Origin of the sequence: Bifidobacterium myosotis, from assembly GCF_002259745.1 — a bacterium.
Taxonomy (GTDB): domain Bacteria; phylum Actinomycetota; class Actinomycetes; order Actinomycetales; family Bifidobacteriaceae; genus Bifidobacterium; species Bifidobacterium myosotis.
The window spans coordinates 40000-65912 of the sequence record NZ_MWWW01000015.1; the positions used below are offsets into that span (position 1 = coordinate 40000).

Consider the following 25913-nt stretch of genomic DNA (forward strand, 5'->3'; position numbering starts at 1 on the left):
TATCCGCCCATTCCCTCGTGAATTCACCTGCCGACCGTCACCATTGCGCCGGATGCGTGGGCCGCTGACGATTCGGAGACCGACACGCCAATATTCCTGGCGAGCATGGCCAGTCCGACTGCATGCGTGTTCCCGGCTGCGATCCTGACCACAAGATCAATGGGGTCCTTACGCCCACGCCGATACCATTCCTTGAGTGCGCCGACAATTCCGGCCGCCAGATACACGAAGTGGTAGTCCCTCACGGTTTCGGCGGCTTGGGTTCGGCCGTCGTCGGGCGCCAGGCTCGCGTGAGATGCGGAAATCGGATCGATGAGCTCGTTGCAGTACGCACCCATCGCGGCGATGAGATCACCTGAGAACGTATCTCCGGACCTGCCGGTCACCAACAGGGACATGGATTCGTTGGCCGTGGCGAACTCGAAAATCTCATGGATGAGAGGTTCGTAGTCGTCCTGGAGAATTTCCCCGCGATGACGAGTGATGATGTCCTTATACGAGTCGATGAGCTCGCGTTTGAGCTGATCGAACAGGGCGTAGATATCCGTGTAATGCACGTAGAACGTCGCCCGGTTGACGTCCGCAAGACGGGTGAGTTCCATCACCGAGATCTTGCTAAGCGGCTTGGTCTCCAGCAGTTTGACCAATGCACTCTGCAGCATCGCCCGCGTACGGCGCGACCGCCTGTCCATGGGCTTGACGGACCGCCCTTCGTCAGGTTCTCCGGCGCCCGTACGAGTGCCCGCTTCTGCCATTCCGCGCCTCCAATGCCTCGATTTTCTACGCCACGCCGGCCGAAAATGCTGGGATCTTCGTTGTTGCGCGTGGTCCGTTGTCTCGGCGACATCATAGCAGACACTATTCGACAACTGTCGATAAACAATGCAACTGTCGAAAATAGTGCGGGACGCAAGTGCATAACCAGCCGAAATGCGCGTGCGTCCCGGTAACACGCACGAAAAAACGCGCGCAGGGCAGCCAAGGTGTTACCAGCGCACGGAGATGCGTTCGCCGATGTGCGCGTCATCCGTCGCGGCGGACAGCTCGTCAACAATGGCGATGGCGCTTCCGGATTTGCCGTTGGCGGCGATAACTGCGATGTTCTTGGTCATGGTGAACTCCTTATCGGTCTGGCTAGTGGTCTGGTTATTGATCCATTTGTCCGTCTGATTACAGCGGCCTGACTACCGGCCGGTCGTCGCGTGCGCCTATTGACGCGCCCGCGATTCCCCGCTGACATGATTCACGATATTGAAGTACATCCCAAAAAGGAAGAAGACACTCTAAAGTGCTATAGTTACCCAAAAGGAACTATTGGATGATTCCAACGATTCAGGACGGCACAATTATGATTGATGTCAACACACTACCGGCGTGTCCCGTGGAGACGACACTGACGCTCATCTCCGATAAGTGGAAGATCCTGATTGTCCGCGATTTATTGGATGGCACCAAACGATTCAGCGAACTGCGCCGGTCAATCGGCAATATCTCGCAGAAGGTACTCACTTCGAACCTGCGTCAGATGGAGGCCGACGGCCTTGTGCATCGCGAAGTGTACGCCGAAGTGCCGCCGCGCGTCGAATACTCGCTGACCGACACCGGCCGCAGCCTCAAAACCGTCATCGACGCTCTCTGGAACTGGGGCGAGGGCTACAAGGCCGCACTCACGGCCTAATGGCCCGTTTCACTCATGCATTGGGGATTTCGGCTCCTGCCGCTCCCCTAGCCATCGCCGTCAACCCTTCGCCGGGGACCAATCATTCAGACGATTGCAGACGGACCGCTGACAGCAATCAAAAGCGATGACTTCTCGAAAAGGCCCATTGCCCGTAAGATTGCTGTGCGCTGACCGCCAAGTGCTGACCGCCGCGCCCTGACCACCACATTCCCACCACCTGCCATAAGGAACCGCCCACCCACCATGACATCCCATCTTTCCGAAGCCGGACGCACACTGATTCCCCGCAAGGACGACCGCTACGGGCTGCTCTCCCCGGCTCTGGTGATTCTGACGTTCGTTGCCGGACTGGTGGATGCGCTGAGTTATCTGGCATTGGGCCATGTTTTCGTGGCGAACGTGACCGGCAACATCGTCTTTCTGGGATTCTCCATTGCGCACGCGCAGGGATTCGTCTGGTGGACGTCGGCACTGACGTTGGTATCGTTCATGGTCGGGGCGCTGATCGGCGGGCGCATCATCCATTACTTTGGCAGGAACCGCGCCCGCCATCTGCTGGTGTCGACATGCGTGCAGATGACCTTCGTCGTCGCGGCGCTTGTCGGCATCTATCTACTGAATCGTTTCGTTCCGGAGCCGACGATGGGCGGAGCGGGAGCCGGAACCACATCGGCCGCGCAGACCGCCGGGCAAGTCGCCGGACAGCCGAGTTTGAACTTCCCCACCGGCAGTCACATCGATCTGCACATCATCATGCTTATCGTGCTGCTCGCCCCGGCGATGGGCATCCAGAACTCCACCGCGCGCAAACTGTCGGTTCCTGATCTGCCCACCACCGTACTCACCATGACGCTGACCGGCGTCGTCGCCGATACGTCGGCCCACGGCCATGAGCAGTCCAAACTCGGGCGCCGCGCAGTGGTGATGACCGCGCTGGCGCTGGGCGCGCTGACCGGGGCGCTGCTGCAAACCAATGGCCACGAGGACGTGATCCTGATGGTGATGGTCGTTTGTCTGCTGTCGGTCATCGCGATGATGATTCCGCACGTCCGCTCGGATGCGGCGTGGGTCACCGGGCGATGACCGACTGGACTGAACTGGCTGGTCGACCGGCCTCGGCGACCTGGCGGACGTGCGGATCGACGGACATGGTCATCGAGCGGAGCGTCGACTGACCGACCGGGCAGTGCCGACCAACCGGGCAGCGACAATCGTCGCTGCGCCGCGTGGTCATCAACGCGCAGCTCTTACCTGGACCTTATTTCTTGGAGGCGTTGACGGCGTCAACGGCCTTCTGCAGGGAGGCGGTGTGGGTCTTGTACCAGTCGATCTGCTCGTTGAGCTTGTCGGTCGCGGCCTGATAGCCCTTGGTGTCCTCGGCCATGCAACCCTCGTATTCCGGGGTTTCGGCACCCAGTTCCTTGTTCAGGGCGTCGAGCGTGGAGGAGTCCTTGACGTCCTTCCCGGTGAGGGCGGCAGCTGCGGACGCATCGCCGTTGACAAGGTTGTTGTAGTCGTTGGTGGCATTGCGCATCTCCTCGGAGGCGGTGGCGCAAGCGGCGACTGCGTTGTTGTACTGTGCGTCGGAGTAGGCCCGGTAGCCGAACACTGCAGCGATGGCGACCACGGCCACCACCACGACCACGATGACGGCGGCGGCCCACTTCGGCAGGCCCTTCTTCTTGGCGGTATCGGCGGCTTTGGCGGCAGCGTTGGACTGGGAGTTTTCGGCAGTGCTCTGCGCGGCATTCTGATTCTCAGCGGACATGTTCTTCTCCTTTGCTGTGCTCTGATGTTCAGTGGGATTGGCGCGAATCGGCGGCAACCCAGGCGGCAACCCGTTAGGCAACGGGCATCTACAGTAACGGAAACGCCGCAAAACGCGAATCCGAGCCAGCGAACGTGGCACAAATCATGTCACAGATTGAATGGAATGGATTGAATGGAGACGCTGGTTCCGCCTAACATGCCGTGGCATGCAAACGTGACGCCCGGCTACCCCTCAGTCCCGCTTCACAGGCCGAAGCCGCTGATCATGAAACCAAAGCTAGTGGTCTGCCTCGTTAATAACTGAGGTCTTCACCTTTTTCTTCCCCAGCCAGCTTCGCGGACAGCCCATCGTCAGAGAGAACCGATACCACTCAAGTAGCTGCGAGACAGACCATAGTATGTCAATTCTGGTTTGACAGAGCTAAAACAAAAACCCTCGCAAAACTTGCGAGGGTCATTGGCTGGGGTGCCTGGACTCGAACCAAGAATGGCTGAACCAGAATCAGCTGTGTTGCCAATTACACCACACCCCAATTTGGCTGGCGTAGCAACTCCGAAGAGTTGTTCGTCGTACCCCCAACCGGATTTGAACCGGTGTTGGCGCCGTGAGAGGGCGTAGTCCTAGACCGCTAGACGATGGGGGCATATTCAGTTTTCACTGGCTGCTCGGCGAACCGCGCAACAGGTGTATATATTACACGCCGAGCTCTTGAACGCAAGTCTCGGCGTGTCGCCCGTATTTGCAAGGATTTCCGCCAATCAGGTGCAGTGACCCAGGCGCTGCAAAAGTTCCTATAGCCCGAACCAAGAGCACCGCAAAATTCCTATAACCCTATGCCGGCGGAAAAACAAAAAGACCCCGGACGAACCGGGGTCCGAAGTCGTACCCCCAACCGGATTTGAACCGGTGTTGGCGCCGTGAGAGGGCGTAGTCCTAGACCGCTAGACGATGGGGGCATATTCAGTTTTCACTGGCCGCGGCGCAAACCACAACGACTGAATAATATACGGGAATCGTCCACAGCCGTCAACTACGGCGTGTCACATTGTGATTGCTCAGTTGACAAGGTGTGCGACGCATGGCAGCTCACAGCACAATCGCTCTTCAATCATGTCAGGCCATTTATTTGGTGGATTTGACGTTCATTTGGTAGGTAGCGTCCGAGAGGCACCCGCAGAAACCCGCCATATCAACGGTTGACACGGCGGGTCACCTACCGAATAAACGCCAAATTCACCAAACGAATGCATGCGTTCGGCATTTCAAGCGATAGAAGGGTAGAGCGACACATGCGGCGCTTCGAATATGCGAAAGGCGGGCATCCGCAATCGTACGGATGCCCGCCTTTAACTCCCCTCAGTCAGCCTTCGCCCGACAGCTCCCCTCGCAGAGAGGAGCCAAGGACAGGCGAAAGCCCATCGTACCTGCCGGATTCCAGCTCCCCTCAGGAGAGGGGAGCCAGGATGGGGCTCACAGATGAGCGCGCAGTCCCTTGAGACGTGCGACAGTGAGCGGCTTGCCCACGATCTCCATCGACTCGAACAGCGGCGGGGAGACGCGACGGCCAGACATGGCCACACGAACCGGGCCGAAGGCGAGACGCGGCTTGTAGCCACCGTCCTCCACCAAGGCCTTGTTCAGCGTTTCGTGCAGGTGGTCGGTCTTCCAGTCGGCCTCGTCCACGCCTTCGAGCGCGGCGATGGCGGCGTCGAGCACTTCGCCGGCGGAGTCCTTGAGCTGCTTGCGGGCATCGTCGGCGGGTTCCAGATATTCCTCGGTGGAGAGGAGCGACCCGACCATGCCGGCCACCTCGCCCAGCAGACGTACACGCGGCTGGACCAGCGGTGCGGCGGCGGTCAGAATCTCCTGCTCACGGGCGGTCAGGGCGTCCCAGTCGTCGGCGGAGACCACGCCGTCGCGCTTGAGGTACGGCACGGAACGGCGCAGGAAGTCGGCCGGGTCAAGCATACGGATGTGCTCGGCGTTGATGGAGATGGCCTTGTCAAGGTCGAAGCGGGCCGGGTTGGCCTTGACGTCGCGCACGTCGAACTTGGCGATCATCTCATCCATCGTGAACACGTCGCGGTCCGGAGCGATGGACCAGCCGAGCAGGGCCAGGTAGTTGAGCAGGCCCTCGCGGATGAAGCCGGCGTCGCGGTGGTTGAACAGGTTGGATTCCGGATCGCGCTTGGAGAGCTTCTTGTTGCCCTGGCCCATCACGTACGGCATGTGGCCGAACAGCGGGGTGGTCTTGGCGATGCCGAGCGCCTCGAGGTAACGGTAAAGCACGATCTGGCGCGGGGTGGAGCTGAGCAGGTCCTCGCCGCGCAGCACCACGTTGATGTCCATCATCGCGTCGTCCACCGGATTGGTGAGCGTGTACAGGGCGTCGCCGTTCGGGCGCACGATCACGTAGTCCGGCACGGAACCGGCCTTGAATTCGATGCGGCCACGGATGAGGTCGTCAAAAGCGATGTCCTCGTCGGGCATGCGGATACGCAGCGCAGGCTTGCGGCCCTCGGCGCGGAAGGCGGCCTTCTGCTCCTCGGTGAGGTCACGGTCGTAGCCGTCGTAGCCGAACTCGGCCGGGCGTCCGGCGGCGATGTTGCGCTCCTTGATTTCCTCCGGGGTGGAGAAGGACTCGTAGGCGTAGCCGGCCTCGAGCAGCTTGGCGGCAACGTCCTTGTAGATGTCGGTGCGCTCGGACTGGCGGTACGGGCCATGGGGGCCGCCCACGTCGATGCCCTCGTCCCAGTCGATGCCGAGCCAGCGCAGGGCCTCGAGGATCTGGTTGTAGCTTTCCTCGGAGTCGCGGGCGGCGTCGGTGTCCTCGATACGGAAGATCAGCTTGCCGCCGGTGGCGCGGGCCTCGGCCCAGTTGAACAGTGCGGTGCGGACCATGCCCACATGCGGGGTGCCGGTCGGCGACGGGCAGAAGCGGACGCGAACGTTCGCGGGGAGTTCGGGTTTGGTGTTTTCAGCATCAGTCATAAGCACCCACTTTAGAACTGCCCTTGGGCAGAATTCCGCCAATCCGTTGCGATGGCCGGGAAACGGCTTGGTGGAGCCGTTTTCTGGGGATGCAAGGGCGAGAGGCGAGGGGGCGAGGGGGCGAGACACCTTCTCTCAACCCTCCCCATACACGGAATGACCTGGATGTTGCCGATGGTAATGGCGCCGTCGTCTCAGCCCTCTCATACACGGGACGACCGGAATCCCACACCGAATGCAAGCCGATCCCGCGGGCATGTAGCCTAAGGCGACCGGACCTCCGTTTGGCTGCATGGCGGAGTTGAATGCCATGCCCTTGCCGCATGCCACCATCGTCGCCACCACTGCCGCCGGAACTTGCCGGAGCCGCCGCGGAACACTGTCGCCGGTGTCACCGCCATTGTTGGAGCCGCCGTGGATTCACGGGCAGCACATTCCGCAAACGGCGGGCACCGATTTCTCAATTCCCGCTCCGCAAATATGCCACAGCACCGTCGCAGCCAAGCCAACGTATGGCCGGATGAACGCGCTGACTCTCAATCCGCTATCGCCAACGAGCCAGCAGCTGGCTCTTTGGCACCGCTAACTCGCTTAGCGTCGCCAAAAAGCCAGACCCTGGCTCTTCTACGCCGAAAATCATGTTCTACGCATCGCCAAATAGCCACCGGATGGCCTCACAACGCCGCTCACTCACTCAGTGGCGTCAACAAGCCATTCCATGGCCAAACGGCAACGCCAAATATCATCCCAGAATCACCAAATAGCCACGCACTGGCTCGCCGGCACCGCTGACGCCCTCAGCGTCGCCAAAAAGCCAGACCTTGGCTCTCCCACACCGAAGCAATTGTCAGCAGGCCAGCCCGGCGAACAGGACGGCCCAATCCTGAGCCTGGGAATCGTCTTCGCGGGAGTCGTGTCGCTCGGTGTTGGTGTCAAGGTTCATGTTCATCGTCGTTCCTTACTACATCGTTGTTCTCTATCGGTCTGCGCCGAAAGCATCATCGGCTTCCTCGGCCCCGTCTCCGCGACCGTGCGCATATAAGATTGATGTTAGCGCAAACAGTCACAATAAGCATCATTGGTACGTCTCATTCTGTATCGTTTTGATAACGATTGCGCGAATAACGCACAAATCTCGGTGGAATTCATCAGGCGAGCCGTTATCGGCCCCGCCCATACAGACGAACCCAGACGACGTCTATGGCGGACGCCGAGCACCAGCCCTGCCCGGCACCAGCCCTACCCGGCGACAGCCCTACCCGACACCAGCACAGGCGAATCCCCGGCAATATTCAGACGATATTCACTGCATATGTTGGGTTTTGGTGAAAAAGCTGGAAGAATGGAGCAGGACGACACAGTCCTGATGAAAGGGGAATCAATGACTGATCCCAACAATGCGCCGAACATCCCGAACGTGCCGCTGCCCGCGGCTCCCAACGGCGCAGCACCGAACGCATCAAATAATCCAAGCACGAACGCACAAAACCCGGCTTATCCGAGCACCTACCCAAGCTACGGCTCAGCACCATCCTACGGTCAGGCCCAGGGACAGAACGGTGATCCATACGCGGCCCAGAACCAGCAGTATGCGTATGCGCCGCAATACGGCGCCCCCACAGACCCGCAGGCGCCCGCCGGTCAACCGCAGTATGGCGCTCCGGCATCGACGACTCCGGCGACCCCCGTACCGCCCACTCCGTCCGCACCGTACGGCCCGGCAGCAGGAGGCAATCCGTACGACGGACAGAATCCGTACGGCAACCAGAACATCTACAATCAGGCCCCGCCGTCCTACAACCAGTACTCCCAGTTCGCCGCGCCATCCGCCGGCATGACGACCGGCGTCATCCCACTGGACCAGCCCTACTACGGCTGTCCGTTCCCGGAGGCGTTCCTGCGCTTCTGGAAGAAGTACGTGGTGTTCACCGGCCGCGCCTCCCGCAGCGAATACTGGTGGTGGACCTTGGCCGCCCTGGGCATCAACATCGTTCTGGGCATCATCGCCGATGTCTCGGATGACAAGCTCGCTTTCCTGACCGGCATCTGGAGTCTGGCGGTCTTCATACCGGGACTCGCGGTGTCCGTACGACGTCTGCACGACATCAACAAATCCGGTTGGTGGCTTGCCGCGCTCTACGGTGTCATGGTCATCGGCGTCATCCTCATGATCGCGGGCGGCGGTGCCGCGCTGTTCGGCGGCTTCCTCGGCTTCTCGCACGGCGACTACAACAACGTCTATGGAGCGGCCGCCGCAGGAGGATTCGGCATCATGGTGATCGGGTGGCTGGCGATCATGATTGCCAGCATCGTGCTCCTCGTGTTCATGTGCCTGCCGAGCAAGCCGGAAGGCGCGCGCTTCGACGCGCAGCCCGGCGCCGGCAATGCCGCGTTCGGCGCTCCCGCTGCCCCCGCGTACGGCCAGCCGGCAGCCGCGGCTCCTTACGCGGCCCCGACCTCAACGCCGAACAACGGATATGACCCGAACTACGGTTCGACGGCCTCCGCATACAGCCAGCCGACCGCGCCGAGCCCGTTCGACGCCGCGCCGACTGGCGCACCGACGGCACCGGAGACCCCGGCCCCGGCATACGGCCAGCAGCCCTTCTCGACTCCCGCATATGGGCAGAACGCCGCACCGGTCTCGCCGTCCGCGACGCCGTCCGTTCCGTTCGGGTCAGGCACTCCGGACGCATCGTCCGCCCCGCTGCCGGAATACGGCCAGCCTGTCCCGCCGGCCCCGACGGTCCCGGCATCGGTAACGCCGCAATCCACCGCGACTCCGACGGTTCCGGCCTCCGCGACGTACAGTCCTTCCGCAGCACCGGCCGAGGAACCGGTCAGCGACGAGACCGTGCTGTCCCCGCATGCGCCGGTCTCCCCCGAGGATGACAACGCCGCCCAGAAGCCGTGGCAGGGCCAATAACGGCGGACCGCCAAACACCGTCGCACAACAATAAGCAACAAACAACAATTGGGGTCTGTATCAGTGCATCAATCGCAGGTACAGACCCCAATTGCATATCCATCTCAGCGGCATGAGCAGCGGCATGAGATTCTGCAAAAACCGCAACGTCAATCCACGCTCACGACACACACAAGCACAGGACACGCCAGCCGGTCAGCGTAGGCCCATCACCACTGGTCAATGCCAGTTGTGCTTGATGGCGAATCGGCGGCTCATGTCTCCAGTCCACCGCAAGTCAGGACCGGTATGGTCCGGCGCACAGAACAACGGCGCACAGAGCAACAGCGCACAGAGCAACAGCGCACAGAGCAACAGCGCACAGAGCAACAGCGCACAGAGCAACAGCGCACAGAGCAACAGCGCACAGAGCAACAGCGCACAGAGCAACGGTCACGAAGCCGCAAAGGTGCGGCGCAACCAAGCCTCAGCCAGTTGCGGCCAGCTTTGCACGCATTCGACGACGTGGGCGTACCTGCTGGCACCGGCCGTCTCCTCGTCGCCCAGCGACAGGCCGTGACTACCTTCGGGGAAGAGGTGCGCCTCAACGCTCACGTCGGCGTCGCGGCAGGCCCCAATGAGCATGAGCGTGTTCTCCACCGGCACGCTGGTATCCGTCATGGTGTGCCAGACGAACACCGGCGGCGTCTTGGCGTCGATATGCCGTTCGATGGACAGACGCTCCAGCAACTCCTCATCGTCCGCCCGCTCACCCAGCAGGCAACGGAAGCTGCCACGATGAGCCAGCGGACCGGAAGTGACCACCGGATAGGCCAGCATCAGCGCATCCGGCCGCACCTCATCCGGGTTCAGACCGTGCGCACGAAGATCCTCATCGCCGGCCGCGGTGGCGAGATTCGCTGCCAGATGACCGCCGGCCGAAAAGCCCAGCACCGCCACACGCTGAGGATCCACATGCCATTCGTCGGCATGGGCACGGATGAGTCGCATCGCCTCGCCCGCCTCGACCAGCGCCACCGGATACCGGCTGGGCCGGACCGAATACCGCAGTACGAACACGTTGAATCCCCGGCCAAGGAACCGCAGGGCCACCGGCTCGGACTCACGGTCGGAGGTCATCGCGTACCCGCCGCCGGGCAGAATCAGAATGGACGTGCGGCGCCGCGCCGGGTCCATTTCCGGGCTGTTGTCCGCCACATATCCGATGAACCGCGCCTCGCTGCCGTCAATGCCGGCGATCGTCCGCTCGATGTACTGCATGATTCCCTCCTCACCCTCAATCAGGAACGTATTCCCCTTCTCACCATCATCGTAACCGTTCCGCGAGTCGACTGACGGCGGAACCCCCAGCCGACCACGTCCATATGTCTACGCCGCGACCCGCAATGTATGGTCGGACAGCGCATGAATCGCGTCATTGATCGCCGCCCTACGTGCAAGCAACCACTGCGCATCATGCGGGTAATCCGCGAATGTCAGAGGACGATCCAATCCATCCCGCAGCAGCGTCAGCACGCGGTCTCGCCCCGCCAATGATTCCAACAGTCGGCATGCGCACAGGTCGTTCATCGCCTCCTCAAGCACCATGATGCGAACGGATTCCTCAGGCACACCCTTCGGGCCCGGATACAGCAGGAAGGCGTCGCCCGCAGCGAACCCCTCCGGCGTGCCCGCCTCGGTGTACGGGTTGATTGGCCTCATGGAATATTGAGAATTGTAGAAGTTAAGTCCCCAATGCAGGAACCCGGCCAAATCGTAGACATACAGCAGGAAACCGAGTATGCGGTTGCGATAGGACGGCATCGCCATAAACCGGTTGGGCACATCCGTGGTCTGCGAGCAGCAGTAGTAGGTCCACAGGCCCTTCACACCAGCTCGTACAAACGGCTCGATGGCATCGTCCGCCGGAATGGGATGCTCGCAGGCGCCACTTTCGTAGAATTCAACGTGACTCACCGCATCCATGATCCGGTAATCCTTGAGATATGGCACGACCACTGCCTTAGCCGCCAGATACGAGTCGAGGTTGTCGGAGACCGGCTCATCGGAGACATGGAACACTGTATCCCCAGCAATGTCCAAGCGGCGCAGCTCGCGATCCAGTTCCGGCAGGAACGCGGCAAGGAAGTCAGGATATCCATCGGCCGGGTCGGTGGCGGAGGCCGACCAACCGAACAACTTACGTTCGACGCCATCCACCCGAGCAATGACTTTCGGACAATGCGCCGCACCCCACTGCGTAAACAGATGACTCATCTCGAATTGTCTGACGCCCGCTGCCCGGCACATTGCCACCCACCGCTCAAGCCGGGCAAAATCAAAGCTCCATACGCCCCGCTCACGAGTGACGCCAATGAGCTGCGTGGTCAACCGTTCGCCACCGACCACCGTATCCAGCGGCGGAGTGAACAGCGGGGTGTACATCATGGTGACTCCGCGCTTGACTGCCGCACGCACAAACCGCTCCACAATGGTCCAGTGCTCATCACTCCAGACCGGTACGCCATACCATTGCGCCAGACAATCAGCATGCAGCCATTCGGTATGCTGCAACGTCAGCTCGGGCAGTTGCGCGGGGATGCGGTGAATCTCGACGGATGCACGCGCCACTTCAGCACCGCCGCGACGGGTGAAGGCGAATTCCAGCGTGCTCGTCCGCTCTTCCATCTCCTCATCAGTTTCCTCAACCGCAGACAGCTCTACGTCCACCCACAGCGAGCACCACTGTCCTGGCATAAAAGCCACCCATCCATCGGTGTCCTGCAGTAAATCTGGGTATGAACCGGAACGGTCGGATATGTAGGCGTCATCGACGGTACCGGGATAGGCCACGAAATCCGCATGCACCAGCCGCACCGCACGCACATGGGCGTGCGCTGAGAGCAGGCCGGAAACCGTCACGCGGGTGACGAATTGGTTGACGCAGGTATCGTTCACAGCACTTTCCGCAAGCGCCGACCGCCCGTCATCGCCGCAGACGCAGCCACGCGAATGTCCGTCCATGATCTTGGCGACCTTGGATGCACCCGCATCCACTGTATCCTCGACCCGATAGGCGAGCTGGAAGGAGACCGTCTCCCCTGCAAGCCCGGTCACCGTATCGATTCGTGCGGACGCCGGGTCGCCGCCCGGGAACGCCTTCTCCAGCGAATGAATGGGTATAACGTTGTATACAACCATGAGGCATGTTCCTTATCTTTCATATGGCAATCGGCCTTGTTATTTCGTCAAGTCCGTCGAAGCGGAAAGGTGCAAGTGCCGTTAGCAAACATAAAGATGCGTGGCGATGTGAATGAGGAATAGGAGATTAATTCACACCGCCACGCAAGTCTGTATCTCGTCTCGGGCATTCTTAACCGCAAAGGGCTTGGGAAGGTTCGATGCCTACGGCCCGAGAAAAAGGATGGCGACGCGGCGAAGGCAAGGGTATCGGTGAATCCGCGCCGCCAAGTGTCACATCTTGACCGCGCCGGAGGCGAGGCCCGACTTCCAGTACCGCTGGGTGAGCATGAAGATGACCACCAACGGAATCAGGGAGACGAACGCGCCGACCAGCGACAGCGTGCCCAACTGGGCCACGGATTTGGCCTGATTGCTCCAATCGACCAAGCCAACGGTCACCGGGAACATCTTCGGATCGTTGAGAATCATCAACGGCAGCATGTAGTTGTTCCAGCTGGCGGTGAACGCGAACAGGAACACCGTGGTAAGTCCGACACGCATCATCGGCACGGCAATCCGGAAGAAGATGCCGATCTCGCCGCAGCCATCCACGCGGGCGGCCTCGATGATCTCCATCGGAACCGAGGACTGGGCGGTAATCCAGGACAGCATCACGCCGAACGGGTACACCAGAGCGGGCAACAGCACGGCCAGCACATTATTGCTTAGTCCCATCTTCACCAGCAGCAGGTACTGCGGCTGGGTGAGGGCGGCCATCGGCACGAGGAAGCTTAACGTAACGGCCCCGAGCACCACGCCCCGTCCGCGGAATCGATATACCGCAAGACCGTAGCCGCACATGGCACTCACCAGCACGGTAAGCAACGAGCCGACCACCGAGTACAGCACCGAGTTGCCGATCCATCGCAAGAAGATGCCATCGTTATAGGTGAACACCTCCTTGAGATTCTCAAACAGGCGGAACCTTGCGAAGGAGAAGCTGGGCGTGGTATACAGGTCGCCGGCGCTTTTCGTCGACGCGATGAACAGCCAAATCACCGGCACCACGAAATAGACGAAGGCAGCGGCGAACAGCAGCAACGTCAGCATGCGCGCCCACCAAGGCGACAACGCGATACGTTGCCCCTGACGCGGAACCCCGTGCACGGCATTTCGTCCGAACTTGGCGGAACTCACTGTCGCACTCATGATTCAGTCCTTCTTCCTGCGCTGGGCAAGAGCCACCAGCGCCGACAACACGAACGCAACCACCGCCACGATGATGGACATGGCAGATCCCATATTCTGATTCTTCATCGTCATTGTGGTGTTGAGAACACTCATCATCGGTGTGAAGTCACTACTGACATTGGCCGTGATGCTTCGTAGCACCGTCGGTTCGTTGAACAGCTGGATTGTGCCGACGATGGACATGAACAGCGTCACCAGCAGCGACGGCAGCACCATGGGGATTTTGATGGACCAGGCGATGCGGAACTCGCTGGCGCCATCGATGCGGGCGGCTTCATACAAATCATGCGGGATGGATTGCAGGGACGAGAAGATGATCACCATGTTCACGCCGACGTACACCCATGTGGTGATGTTGGCCGCGGACCAGAGCACCGTGCCGGGGGCCAGAAAATCAGCGTTGACGCCGATGGCCTTCAGCCCTTTGACGATGGGGCTCACGCCCGGCTGGTACAAAAAGCCCCAGAGCAGGGCGGCCACCACGCTGGGCACCGCGTAAGGCAGGAACACCATGACCTGCGCGGTCTTCTTGAATCTGACCAGCGAAGAATCGATCAGCAGCGCAAACAGCAGGGACAGACCGAGCATAACCGGCACCTGCACCACACCGAACAGCAGCATGCGGCCGAAGCCGGACATGAATGCCTGATTATGCAATGCCTCGATGTAGTTGTTCAGTCCCACGAACCGGGCTTCACGACCACCTCCGCCGAAGCCGAGTCCGGAACGTTTGACAGCGAACAACGAATCCCAAATGGCCATACCGAGCGGCACCAAAATGAACACCACAAAGGCTACGACGAATGGACCCACGAAGAAGTACGGGACGGCGCTAGGCCCGCGCTTGCCGGCACGGGCGATGCGCTTGGAATGACCGGCCGTGGCGCTGGGGACGGCACCACGGGATACGGTCTTCGCAGAGGCCGTGCGGCCGGCGGCGGTTTGTTCACCGTCGGCCGCACTACGAACGGACATCGCGGACGTCATGGCGATCACTTCACGTTCAGGCCCTTGTCGGCCGCGGCCTTCTTCAGCTTCGCAGCGGCGTTGGTCAGGGCTTCCTTGAAGGTCTCATCGCCATTGACAACCTTGGCGAACTCCTCCTGCAGGGCCGTTTGACCAGCGGTGATGGCCGGACCATTGATGCCACCGTCGGAGTTCAGGTTATTCGCGGACTTGATGAATTCGTCATAGATGGGCTGGCCGGAGAAGTAGTCGCTCGGGGCCGACATGGCTTCGCTCTCGAATCCGGCCTTGGCGGCGGGGAACAGGCCTCCCTTGCCGATCAGCACTTCGAGTGAATCGGGGTCGGAATTGAGCCACACGATGAACTTGGCGGCCTGCTCCGGGTACTTGCAGTTCTTGGTCACCACGTTGATGCCACCACCATCGTCGCTCCAGGGACCGTTGCCGTCATCGGAGATGGCTTGGGAGATGGCCCACTTGCCGGACAGGTCGGGCGCATTCTCTTTGAGAATCGTGGTGAACCAAGCGAGGTAATTGAAGGATGCGATTTCTCCGTTGTTGACCGCGGTCCAGAACTCCGGCGTGAAGATCTCGACCGGTTTGACCAGTCCTTCATCAAGCAGGGTCTGGTAGCGTTCGGCGACCTTCTGGTTCGCCTCGCTGTCCAGCGTCACCTTCCAAGAGTCACCATCGGTCTTGAACCATGAACCTCCGTACTGCAGGAAGTCGGTCTCAAACGGAGCGGTGTCGTTGGGAGTGAACGCCGCGATATATACGTTCGGATCCGCTGCGTGCAGCTTGCGGGCCGCATCCAGGTACTCATCCCACGTCTTCGGTACCTCGACGCCGTACTTCTCGAAGATATCCTTACGGTACATGAACGCGGTGGGAGCGGAGTCCTGCGGGACACCGTAAATGCCGTCTCCGAGCACCGCCGTGGACCATGCACCGTCGGTGAACAGGTCCTTGTCGTCGGAAACATACTGGCTGATGTCCTGAATCTGGCCATCGATCACATAATCGACCATGTCGAAGGCCGGCATCTGCAGGATGTCCCCGGACGTGCCGGCATCGATTTGCGTGGAGTAGTTCTTGCGGGCGTCGCTAGCGATGCGCTTGAACTCGACCTGGATGTCCGGGTTCTCCTTGTTCCACAGATCCACGGCCTCCTCGATGCCAGGCACCCAGCCGGTGAAGGTCAGTTTGACCTTGCCATCCGCGGGAGCCGCGGAATCACCGGAACCGGAATCGGACGTCGAACCGCATGCAGTGACCACGAGCATGGATGCCGCCACCGCTAGGGCGGCCGCCGACTTCATCGATTTGTTGATGTTCATGGGAAGGTCCTTTCTCTTCCTGTTCACGGTTCCCGCTCGATGTTGAGAGGAATCATTATGGCGACGTCATCATCGCATTATGAACAACGATTGTTATCGTATAGGTATTTTTTGGTGACGTCAACATTTCGGGCGTGTTGACGTCACCATTTTATTGTTACGCAATCGCCTTATACTCCGACCCGCACACGCATTCAGCGGTATTTCGCCGTCGAGCCGTGCATGACCAGCTCGGGCACCACCTCCAGCCTGCTGCCGCGCTTGTCGGCATCCTTCATCATCGACAGCAACAGACGCACGGCCCCGGAGCCGGCAGCCACGAAATCCCTGCGCACGGACGTCAGCACGTTGCCAGGCACGAAGTACCCCAACACGTCATCCACACCGACGATGGACACGTCACGCGAAATCTCAAGTCCACGCTCGCGGCACGCCTTCATGGCACCACTGGCGATGGCGTCATCCGACGCGAACACCGCAGTGCAGTCCGGATACATATCCAGCAGCCGCACCGCGGCTCGATACCCCTCGTCCGGCATCCAATCCTCCGATTCCACATACTGCGGCACCGGCGCGCCATGCCTTTCGAGCGCGGCGCGCCACGCCTCCACGCGGCGTACAGACGCAGGGAACGAGAGCGGGCCTGCAATATGACAGACCGTACGATGCCCCAGCGAAAGCAGGTGATCTACCACCAGTTCGCTGATGCGCCCCTCAAGCATGTCCACGTACGACCACCAAGCCGGGAACCGTGTCAATGCGCCCATCACCACCGTGGGAATATGCGACAGTTCCTCGGCGGACTCATCCGATATGTCGTCGTCCGAGAAAACGATCATGCCGTCCAGGTTGAGACTCAAAATGTACCGCGCGTTCCCGGACAGCGTTTCGGATGCGTCGTTGTCCACAGGAATCATCATGATGCCATAGCCCAGCTTGGAAACCTGCCTGGAGACGCCCTCCAGCACATCGGCCAAATCGTTGTTGCGGTAGAACTTGACGACCATGCCAATCATTTTCGAGCGCCCGACACGCAACGCGCGCGCCTGCAGGTTCGGCGTATATCCAAGCTCCTTCATCGCCGCACGGACCTTGCGCCGGGTGGTCTCCTTGACCAGATCGCTGCCGTTGGCCACACGCGAGACCGTCTGCTGCGAAACCCCGGCCAACTTGGCCACATCGATGATGGACACGGTCTTCTTGACGGACCCCGACATGTCTTGCACTCCTTGATCGCCGCTTATTACGCTGTCTATCAGACCACTATCCATCGATACTGCGATCCCTCGATTCCGCAGACCGGCACGCCGCACATGGCATCTTCGCCACCAAAGGCGACGACTCTCAAGAAAATCTGATGACGTCAACATCAAACTGTAGCAAAGCGTGCAAACACGCGACACCCTGTTGTTCTCCTCAAACTAGGACTATAGTTATGATGACGTCATCATTTTATAGGCAGCAATATCACCGCCGATCTTGCACCGCCACGGCAATCGGTCGGCCACGCCACAAAGGAGCATCATCATGGCACAGCCCACGGGGTATGCCACCGCATACGAGGAATTTCTGTTTCCGGACCAAGAGCCCGGAGCGCTGCCCACACACATCGACATCACCACCGCCCTGAACGGAAGGCCCGGAGTGCAGGTCGTCGTCGCGGTCGATAAACCGCATGATGTCGAGAATCGCGCCCATACCGACAATCATCGTGAAACCGAAAACCCAGCTGGAGCGGAAACCCCAGATCGGCACGACGATACAGTCCGTTTCCAACTCACCGGCGAGGGGTTCTCCGTCGAATGGTTCCACATGATTGCGGTGCCGGTCGAATACAACACCGGCGACGGACAGACCCAAGGCGGCGACATGGTGACACTGCCCGACGCCAGACCGGAATACGCCATCCGAAAGGCCCCGTTCAAGGTGTACGACTGCCTTCGGCCGATTACGTCGGCGGGCGGAAACGGCCGCGAATCCCGGCGACCACACGACAGCGACGATAGCCGAAACGGCCTATCCGGCCAAAACTCCAAGGCCACGCCAATACTGCCATCCGTCCAAACAGACCAAAACGTGCATGCGACCCCAAACGCGACGGCACAGTCCATGCACACCGTCGCAGTCCCCGTCATCGACGACCGCGCCGCCCTCTACCTTACACTGCAGCCGAATCCCGGCATCACACCCGGGCGATATCGTCTGGAACTGACCGTCGAAACGAGCGCGCAAAATAACGACCCGTGGTCCATCGCCTTGGACATCACCGTGGTAAACGTCATCATCCCACCCGAACGATTCCACGTTTCCAATTGGTTCTCATTGCCAGCAATCTCGCGGATGCATCACGCGGACATGGGCTCACCGCGATTCCTGGAAGTGCTCGACCAATACATTGAAGCCATGCGCCGCACCCGGCAGGACACTTTCTTCATCGAGATTGACCAGACATGCGTGACAAGTCGCGAACCGTACACCTTCGATTTCGAATATCTAACCCCGATTATCGAACGGTTCTTCGCGGCGGGCATGACCACTCTGGAAATCGGCCCGCTGCTGTCGCGCGGATTCAAACCGGATGGCATGCCGAATATGCTCACCGATGCCTTCACCTGTGCGATGGCGCCCAACGTGCCGTTCGAATCGACACAAGGGTATGACATCACCACCGCCTATCTGGCCGCACTAGCAGCGTTCCTACAACGACACGGCTGGCAGCGTCATGTTCTGGTGCACATCCACGACGAGCCCGACGTCCACTGCCCCAGCGAGGGCGTGCTTGCCGCACGACGCAGGCAGTACTACATGGCCGTGGCGATGCTGAAAAAGCATCTTCCCGATGCACGGGTGTTGGAGGCAATCAAAACGGACTCCTTCCGTGGCGGGCTCGACGTCTGGATTCCGACCACCAGCGGTTACGAAGCCGAACAACGCTCATTCGAGCGCATGCGCGAGCTGGGAGATGAGGTGTGGAACTACGTGTGCTGTGAGCCGGAAGGCCACTGGCTCAACCGGTTCCTTGATCAGAAGGTCATCCATTCACGACTGTTGTTCTGGGGATTCGAATACAATCGTCTCTCCGGATTCCTGCACTGGGGATTCAACCAGTTCCCCGAGGGGATGAATCCGTTCCAGGCAACGAGCTGCCATAATCCGACCGGACTGGGCACGAACTTCCCATGCGGCGACGCGTTCATCGTGTACCCAGGCAATGACGGGCCATGGCTGAGCATGCGGCTGGAGGCCGAACGCCGTGGCACCGAAGATCTGGAACTGTTGCGCCAGTTGCGGGAACGCAATCCGGAGCTGCACAATCGGCTTATCGCCCAAGTCTTCCGTTCCAACACCGACTACAGCGACGATGAGGCGGCGTTCGACCGCGCATACCGGCAACTGCTCGGAGCGTTGGCTGAATAGCACCGGTTGCAACACCCATCGGTTCTGGCCTACTGAACTTAGAAAAGGATTAAAAAGGATATGAAAGGATAAACAAAGCCAGCTCGGCAGCACCGGCACCGTGCGACGGCACAGCCGCGCCGCCACTTTCTGCATCACCGTCATGTTTTCTGCCTCATATCGCACTGCAATGAGGCAGAGAACATGAGGCAGAAAACCGTGCCCCACAGGAGCTGTAGGCGCCCTCGAGATGCGCCCCATTCCCAAGATATGAAAACTTAGAAAAAGATATACAAAGATAGAAAAGGTTTTATTTATGCATCCTCATACAGATATGTGGACTACACCATCCCGTATCTGCGTCAGTGGCTTCGAGAGCATGCCGCAACATTGCTGATGACTGCGACCGAAAGGTAGCGCTGCCACTCATGCCACGGTCAGGGTCTGGGCGAGGGTGTGGGAGGCGTCGGGGGCGAGGGTGACGGCCTTGTCGCGGCAGATGGCGGCCTCGACGGCCACGAAACCGCGCCATTCGCCGGCACCGGGACGGGTGTTGGCGAGCGCCTCGCCGCCCGTCCTGCCGGGATTCCACACCACGGTCTGAGGGGAGCCGGACTTGTCGATTCGGATGGTCCGGCCGAGTACAGCGTCGTGCAGTTCCAGCGGACGATCCGAGTAATAGACGCGATCGACGGCTGAATCGCCAAACGTCACGTCCTCGTCGGCCTGCGTTTTCGGCGGGAAACCGGCGATTGTGGCATCCAGATACGTGCTGCCTTCGAGTCCGCGCAGTCGAGCTCCGTCAAGGTCACCGACATGCAGATACGAGTGCAGCGCAGCCTCGAAGGTGAGCGGCCCCTCTCCAGTGTTGGCGACGGTCAGAGCCATCGTGAGCGAGCGGGCTTGCAGCGTCACGTCGTAGACGGCGCGGAATCGCGGATTCGGCTCGTCATCCAGCCACGGGACCTCACCGGCCGGCGCATCGGCAGGCTCCAGCACATACCGTATGCAGCTGCCGGCGGACTGGTCTCCAACAGACTGACCTCCGGCGGACGAGTCGGAATCGAGACGCCACCACGAGCGCCGGGCGAACCCGTGGATCGAGCTTTTCGCGGTCTGACGGCCGTGTGCATATCCGGGGCCAAACCACGGGAAGCAGATGGGTACGCCTCCCCCAAGGGGACGGCCATCCTCGAAGCGCCAAGTGGACGGCGTCCAGATGACGTCCGGCTGGCCGGCAGGCGCCCACCGAAGAAGATGGGCGCCGTAATCGCTGATGGCCGCAGTGCCGCCGGCATTGGACAGGGTGCGGATGACGAAATCAGGCATGATGACCTCGGAAAGCAAACGTGAACTCGGCGGATGGATTATGGATTCCCGGTACCTGAGCATGCGACTGAGCAGGTACCTGAACCGTTACCTGAGCTGTCGTCCGGCGCACCAGACGTGTTGGACGATCCAGTCGGTGGGGTCGAGGAGGTTGAGGTCGGCGGCGTATCCGGGGGCGATCAGGCCGAGCGGGGCGCCGGTGACGGGGTTGGGCCGGTCGAAGCCGAACACGCGGGCCGGGGTCAGGGTGGCGGCCTCGACGGCGTCGGCGGGCGCGAATCCGAGTTCGTTGACCGCGCGTCGGACCGCGACCTCCAAGGTGAGCGTGGAGCCGGCGATCGCGCCGTTGGAGACCAGGCGCGCGTGCCCGTCGACCACGTTCACGTCGAGTTCGCCGAGCTTGTACGCGCCGTCCGGGCATCCGGTCGCGGCCATCGCGTCCGTGACGAACGCGACGCGGTGGGGCGCCAGCCCGAAACCGAGCCGGACCATCGGGTCCTGCACATGGAAGCCGTCGTTGATCAGCTCGATCGTGACGCGCGGGTCCTCGACCGCGGCCGGGATCGGCCCCGGTTCGCGGTGTTTGAGCCCGTTCATCGCGTTGAACATGTGGGTCATGATGCGCGCGCCCGCGTCGAAACCGGCCCTCGCGGCCGCGTAGTCCGCGTCGCAGTGGCCCACCGCCGGCACCACGCCCGCGGCCGCGAACCGGCCGATCGCGTCGATCCCGTGCTCGTACTCGGGGGCGATGGTGATCTGCCGGATGCAGCCCGGACGGCCGGCCGCAGGGTCGGCGCCCGACGCGTCCAGCAACGCGTCCACGAGCTCCGGGACCGGGTCCCTCAGGCAGGCCGGGTCGTGCGCGCCCTTGCGGGCCAGGGCCAGGAACGGGCCCTCCAAGTGGCAGCCGAGGATGTCCGGACGGCCCGTGGCCATCCGCTCGCGCACCGCGCGGATGTTGCGGCACATCACGTCCACCGGGTTCGTGATCAGGGACAGCACCTGACGCGTGGTGCCGTGCACCGCGTGGCCGGCACGCGCCACGTCGATGCCCTCCGGCCCGTCGTCGAAGCTCCGCTCCCACGCGCCGTGCGCGTGGATGTCCACGTAGCCGGGCGTCAGGATGCGGCCGCCCGCGTCGATCACCGCACCATGCGCGGCCGGATCGATGCCCGCCGAACGGCACGCGTGCTCGAACGCCTCCTCACCCGAACCATCCACGCCCGCCGAACCCGAGGCGACGATCACGCCACGCGCATCCGACACGACCCACCAGCCCGAACGCACGCCACGCGCATCCACCTTGCGCGCCCCACGGATCGCGACCGGCTTGGCCGCGCCCTCCAACGCCGTCGTCACCCGGGCGACGACCGCCCGCCTATCCTCAACCGTCATACGCCATGCTCCTTCACATCCAGACCCCGAGTCCCGACCGGTCAGATGCCCTGCCAGGCCGGCTTGTGCGCGTACGCGTACCGGTAGTAGTCCTTGTGACGCAGACGCGAGGCCGCCTCCTCGTCCACGATGATCGTCGCATGCGGGTGCAGCTGCAGCGCGGACGCCGGGCAGAACGCGGACACACCGCCCTCCACCGTCTCCTCGATCGCCTCCGCCTTGCCCGAACCGAACGCCAGCAGCACCAGATGACGGGCCTTCAGCACCGTGCCGATGCCCTGCGTGATGCAATGTGTCGGCACCTGGTTGATGTCGTCATCGAAGAAGCGCGCGTTGTCGATGCGCGTCTGCTCCGCCAACGTCTTCACACGCGTACCCGACGCCAACGACGAACCCGGCTCGTTGAACCCGATATGCCCGTCCGTGCCGATGCCCAGAATCTGCACATCGATGCCGCCAGCCGCCTCGATCGCACGATCATAGGCAGGACCAGCCAACGCGATCCGCTCGCCATCCTCCAACGGGGCGCCATCCAGGATATCGCCCGGCACATGCACCTTCTCCGGGTCCAGACCCAACGGCTCGACCACCGTGCGGTGAATCGTCGAATGATACGACTGCGGATGATCCAACGGCAATCCCAGATACTCATCCAACGCGAAACCACGCACACGCGACACGTCAATCGACTCGTCACGCACGATCCGCGCCAGCGCCCGGTAGGCGGCCAACGGGCTCGAACCCGTGGCCAAACCCAACACCGCATCCGGCTTCGACTTGATAAGATCAGCCACCGCACGACCATAAATCTGGCCGGCCTCCTCCTGATCCTTCACGATGATCACTTCAGCCATAATCAATTCCTTTCCGTTGTGATGACTGTGATTGATACGTGGATTGATGTATGTGATGGGATACGTTTGCGATTACCGGAGCACCATGCCGAGGTTCCTGAGGAACTGGGCGGTGGTGTGCTTGTCCTTGAAGACGGCGGTATTGCCGAGGATACGTTCGCACACGCTGCCGAGTTCGTCCTCGACGGCGGCATGAATCGTCTCCGGGTCGCGCGCGCCGTCCAGCTTGGCCGAGATCTCATCCCACTGGCGGTGGAATTCCGCGCAATCCTCCGGCAGTGGTTCGCCGGCCGCGAGTGCCGCCTCGAGCCTGCCAAGCTGATCGACCAAACGGCCGGGGAGGATGAACAGGCCCTGCGCCTCGATGAGTCCGATCGGCTCCTGCTTGATAGGCCAGAACTCGGGATGCGCGTGGAAGATGCCCTCGGGGTATTCCTCACTCACCGCGTTGTTGCGGAAGATCAGGCTCATCTCGTAACCACGGCCGGTGACGATGGCGCTCGGCGAGAGGGCCGACTGGCGGTTGCCGTCCGCGTCGTGGCTGGCGATGCCCTGCTGCGGATCGTCGTAGTTCACCCATGCCTCGCGGATGCGGTCGGACACCTCCACGATGTGCTCGCGCGATGGCGAGACCACGCGCACGGCGGTGCCGGGCCAGTCGAGGATCTCGACCACGGTGTCCGGGAAGTCGGGCACGGCGAACGTGGCCCACGCGGCGGCCTTATGCATCGGCAGCAGCTCGCCGCCGCCCTGATAGTGGTCGTGGGCGAGCACCGAGCCACCGATGCGCGGCAAAGCGGCGTTGCAGCCGAGGAAGTAGCCGGGGAAACGGTCCACGAAGTCGAGCAGATGGACAAACGTGGCGCGGTCCACATGCATCGGCGTGTGCTGCGTGTTCACGCAGATGCCATGCTGGCGAAAGTAGCCGTATGGGGAGAACTGCCAGAACCACGGCTCGCCGCCAAGCGTGACCGGGATGGTTCGCAGAGTGCGCTTGTTGCGCCCGGCGAAGCCCTCGTTTTCGTGGCAGATCGTGCACTTCGGGTATCCACCGGCCACCGAGTTGCCGGCGGCGGCCTTCTTCATGTTCTTGAATTCAGGCTTGGCGAGGTTGATGGTGATGACCAGCCCGTGCGAGTCGAAACGCGGGTTCTTGTCGAGCACGGCCTTCTTGACGTAGTTGTTGGCCACGCAGTAGCGGTAGAACCAGTGCATGGCGGTCATGCCGCCGGATTCCCCGCCGGTCTCCCCGTCGGTCTTCCCGTCGGTCTTTCCGTCGAGTTCGATGACGGTGAACCGGTCCTCCACATAGGAGGGCCGTTGGGAGAGCAGGCCCATGATGATGTCCGCATACACCGGCCCCTCCTCCGCCTCGAACAGCCCGGCCGCGGCGGCTGCGGCGCGGAAGTCGGCCAGCAGGGCGTCAGGGTAGGCGAAGTCGGCGTTGGAATCGGGGTTGGTGCCGGAATCGGGGTTGATGCCGGAATCGGAATCGGCGCCAGTACCGGAATCGGACTGCGCGGCTTCACCGACGGCCGCCACGGGCGAACCCGACTGGGCACCGTAGGAATCCAGCCCGAACAAGGCGAAGATGTTGTTGCGCGTCCAGTCGGCGTCGCGCGGGTCGAGGTCGAGGTTGCGCACGGCGAAGTCAACTAGCGCGTCGATCGAAGCGTACACGGCGGCGAGCGCGGAACGGTCGCCAGCGGGCACAGCCTCAGCGGAGGCGGCGGTTGTCTCGGTCATCAGCGCCCCTCCCCTGCTTCTCCGGCACCGGCACCGTCCAGCACTTCGTCCACGATGGCGCGGATCTCGCCGGCCTTGGCTTCCATCTCCTGCACCAGCTTGATCTGCGTACGGGCGCGCACCAGATTGTGCTCGGGGTACTTGGTGGCGAAGTACGTGTCGCCGGCCAGATAGTCGGCGAGGAAGCGCATGCCGCATTCCATGGTCATCAGGTTGCCGGCAAACGCGAACAGCTCGGCCTCGCGCGGCGTGACGCTCTCGTGCACGGCGCCGATGAAGCCCTCGGCGTACGCGCGGAAGTACTCGGTGCTGAAGTGCACCTTGTCGAGGTCCTTCTCGTCCTCGAGCGCGGTGGAGGCGCCGAAGCGGATGGAGTCACCGAAGTCGTAGAGCATGGAGCCCGGCATGATGGTGTCGAGGTCGATGATTGCGCGGGCCTTGCCGGTTTCGGCGTCCATCAGGATGTTGTTGAGCTTGGTGTCGTTGTGAGTCACGCGCAGCGGGATGGAACCGTCGGCGAGCCCGTCCGTCACCGCGGCGTACTGATTCTCGTGCTTCAGGAAGAAGTCGATCTCCGGCTGGCAGGTGGCGGCGCGGCCGAGCTTGTCCTCGGCGAGCGCGGCCTTGAAGTCGGCGAAACGATGCGGGGTGTCGTGGAAGTGGGCGATGGGCTCGGTCAACTGCGAAGCGTCGAACTCGGCGAGTGTCTGCTGGAACTCGCCGAACGCCGCGCCGGACTCGCGGAACACATCCGCATTCGGCACGAGGCTGTAGTAGACCGTGTGCTCGATGAAGCCGTATACCCGCCACGCGCCGGACGCGATGTCGGCGTAGGTGCGGCCGTCCTTGGTGGGAATGATGTCGAGCGTCTCCTGGCCGCGCTCGCGCAGGAACTCGGTGACGAGCTCGATGTTGCGCATGAGGTTCTTGGTGTCCGGGAAGATGCTCGTGTTCATCTTCTGCAGGATGTACCGGCGCTGGTTCGTGACCAGCAGATAGGTGACGTTGATATGACCGTCGCCGTACGGTTCGATGCTCTCGACCTCGCCTTCCAGCTGGAACAGGTCCGCTACGGCGGCGAGCTCGTTATCGATGGTTGCCATGGGTT

19 protein-coding genes and 3 tRNA genes are annotated in these 25913 nt (G+C 61.6%); 4 read left to right on the plus strand and 18 right to left on the minus strand.

Going from position 1 to position 25913, the window contains the following annotated elements; all coding sequences use genetic code 11:
• Window positions 1-23 precede the first annotated feature (23 nt).
• Both BMYO_RS07475 and BMYO_RS12350 read right to left on the minus strand, forming a co-directional pair.
• Window positions 24-755, minus strand: a complete 732-nt coding sequence (locus BMYO_RS07475) for a TetR/AcrR family transcriptional regulator (protein WP_143249142.1) — start codon at window positions 753-755, stop codon at window positions 24-26.
• A gap of 231 nt (window positions 756-986) precedes the next feature.
• The gene (locus BMYO_RS12350) at window positions 987-1112 is read right to left on the minus strand and encodes a hypothetical protein (RefSeq protein WP_267889621.1); all 126 of its coding nucleotides are present in this window, start codon (window positions 1110-1112) and stop codon (window positions 987-989) included.
• 206 nt (window positions 1113-1318) lie between these two features.
• Between BMYO_RS12350 and BMYO_RS07480 the strand changes: the two genes are divergently transcribed.
• Window positions 1319-1678, plus strand: coding sequence for a winged helix-turn-helix transcriptional regulator (locus tag BMYO_RS07480; RefSeq protein WP_094667874.1), 360 nt, complete (start codon window positions 1319-1321; stop codon window positions 1676-1678).
• Between the two features lie 246 nt (window positions 1679-1924).
• A complete protein-coding gene (locus BMYO_RS07485; RefSeq protein WP_094667875.1) occupies window positions 1925-2764 on the plus strand; it encodes a YoaK family protein in 840 nt (279 codons plus the stop codon).
• A 175-nt stretch (window positions 2765-2939) separates the two neighbouring features.
• Here BMYO_RS07485 and BMYO_RS07490 read toward each other — a convergent pair whose 3' ends face one another.
• From BMYO_RS07490 to gltX, 5 genes are all read right to left on the minus strand, one after another.
• On the minus strand, window positions 2940-3449 hold the full coding sequence (locus BMYO_RS07490; RefSeq protein WP_233428210.1) for a hypothetical protein: 510 nt from the start codon (window positions 3447-3449) through the stop codon (window positions 2940-2942).
• Between the two features lie 460 nt (window positions 3450-3909).
• Window positions 3910-3984 (minus strand) — tRNA-Gln (locus BMYO_RS07495).
• 38 nt (window positions 3985-4022) lie between these two features.
• Window positions 4023-4095, minus strand: a tRNA-Glu gene (locus BMYO_RS07500).
• A gap of 240 nt (window positions 4096-4335) precedes the next feature.
• Window positions 4336-4408: transfer RNA gene (locus BMYO_RS07505), tRNA-Glu, on the minus strand.
• 514 nt (window positions 4409-4922) lie between these two features.
• Window positions 4923-6443, minus strand: coding sequence for a glutamate--tRNA ligase (gene gltX, locus BMYO_RS07510; protein ID WP_094667876.1), 1521 nt, complete (start codon window positions 6441-6443; stop codon window positions 4923-4925).
• Between the two features lie 1381 nt (window positions 6444-7824).
• Here gltX and BMYO_RS07515 point away from each other — a divergent pair.
• Window positions 7825-9369 (plus strand): DUF805 domain-containing protein, encoded by a 1545-nt coding sequence (locus BMYO_RS07515; protein WP_233428211.1) that lies wholly within the window; start codon window positions 7825-7827, stop codon window positions 9367-9369.
• A 432-nt stretch (window positions 9370-9801) separates the two neighbouring features.
• On the opposite strand, the gene BMYO_RS07520 is transcribed toward BMYO_RS07515, so the two are convergent.
• The 6 genes from BMYO_RS07520 to BMYO_RS07545 all read right to left on the minus strand — a co-directional run bounded on the left by BMYO_RS07520 (window position 9802) and on the right by BMYO_RS07545 (window position 17302).
• Window positions 9802-10629, minus strand: coding sequence for an alpha/beta hydrolase (locus BMYO_RS07520; RefSeq protein WP_094667878.1), 828 nt, complete (start codon window positions 10627-10629; stop codon window positions 9802-9804).
• 108 nt (window positions 10630-10737) lie between these two features.
• Entirely contained in the window at window positions 10738-12465 is a 1728-nt protein-coding gene (locus BMYO_RS07525; RefSeq protein ID WP_158216965.1) for a DUF4091 domain-containing protein, read from the minus strand.
• A gap of 357 nt (window positions 12466-12822) precedes the next feature.
• Window positions 12823-13740: a carbohydrate ABC transporter permease gene (locus tag BMYO_RS07530; RefSeq protein WP_211276835.1), complete on the minus strand. Its 918-nt coding sequence runs from the start codon at window positions 13738-13740 to the stop codon at window positions 12823-12825.
• 3 nt (window positions 13741-13743) lie between these two features.
• Window positions 13744-14769, minus strand: a complete 1026-nt coding sequence (locus BMYO_RS07535) for a carbohydrate ABC transporter permease (protein WP_211276836.1) — start codon at window positions 14767-14769, stop codon at window positions 13744-13746.
• A gap of 5 nt (window positions 14770-14774) precedes the next feature.
• Window positions 14775-16085: an ABC transporter substrate-binding protein gene (locus BMYO_RS07540; protein WP_094667881.1), complete on the minus strand. Its 1311-nt coding sequence runs from the start codon at window positions 16083-16085 to the stop codon at window positions 14775-14777.
• A 194-nt stretch (window positions 16086-16279) separates the two neighbouring features.
• The gene (locus BMYO_RS07545; protein ID WP_158216966.1) at window positions 16280-17302 is read right to left on the minus strand and encodes a LacI family DNA-binding transcriptional regulator; all 1023 of its coding nucleotides are present in this window, start codon (window positions 17300-17302) and stop codon (window positions 16280-16282) included.
• A gap of 310 nt (window positions 17303-17612) precedes the next feature.
• Between BMYO_RS07545 and BMYO_RS07550 the strand changes: the two genes are divergently transcribed.
• On the plus strand, window positions 17613-19502 hold the full coding sequence (locus BMYO_RS07550; protein ID WP_094667883.1) for a DUF4091 domain-containing protein: 1890 nt from the start codon (window positions 17613-17615) through the stop codon (window positions 19500-19502).
• Between the two features lie 405 nt (window positions 19503-19907).
• Here BMYO_RS07550 and BMYO_RS07555 read toward each other — a convergent pair whose 3' ends face one another.
• The 5 genes from BMYO_RS07555 to BMYO_RS07575 form a co-directional block, all read right to left on the minus strand.
• Window positions 19908-20810, minus strand: coding sequence for a D-hexose-6-phosphate mutarotase (locus BMYO_RS07555; RefSeq protein ID WP_094667899.1), 903 nt, complete (start codon window positions 20808-20810; stop codon window positions 19908-19910).
• 87 nt (window positions 20811-20897) lie between these two features.
• Window positions 20898-22205 carry an N-acetylglucosamine-6-phosphate deacetylase gene (gene nagA / locus BMYO_RS07560; protein WP_094667884.1) on the minus strand — a complete coding sequence of 436 codons (1308 nt, stop codon included), beginning with the start codon at window positions 22203-22205 and terminating at the stop codon, window positions 20898-20900.
• Window positions 22206-22246: 41 nt separating this feature from the next.
• Complete coding sequence (gene nagB, locus BMYO_RS07565; protein WP_094667885.1) at window positions 22247-23059, minus strand: glucosamine-6-phosphate deaminase; 813 nt, start codon at window positions 23057-23059, stop codon at window positions 22247-22249.
• A 72-nt stretch (window positions 23060-23131) separates the two neighbouring features.
• Entirely contained in the window at window positions 23132-24805 is a 1674-nt protein-coding gene (locus BMYO_RS07570) for a UDP-glucose--hexose-1-phosphate uridylyltransferase (protein WP_094667886.1), read from the minus strand.
• Window positions 24805-25908, minus strand: a complete 1104-nt coding sequence (locus tag BMYO_RS07575; protein ID WP_094667887.1) for a phosphotransferase enzyme family protein — start codon at window positions 25906-25908, stop codon at window positions 24805-24807. Before BMYO_RS07575 ends, BMYO_RS07570 begins: the two co-directional genes overlap by 1 nt.
• Window positions 25909-25913 lie beyond the last annotated feature (5 nt).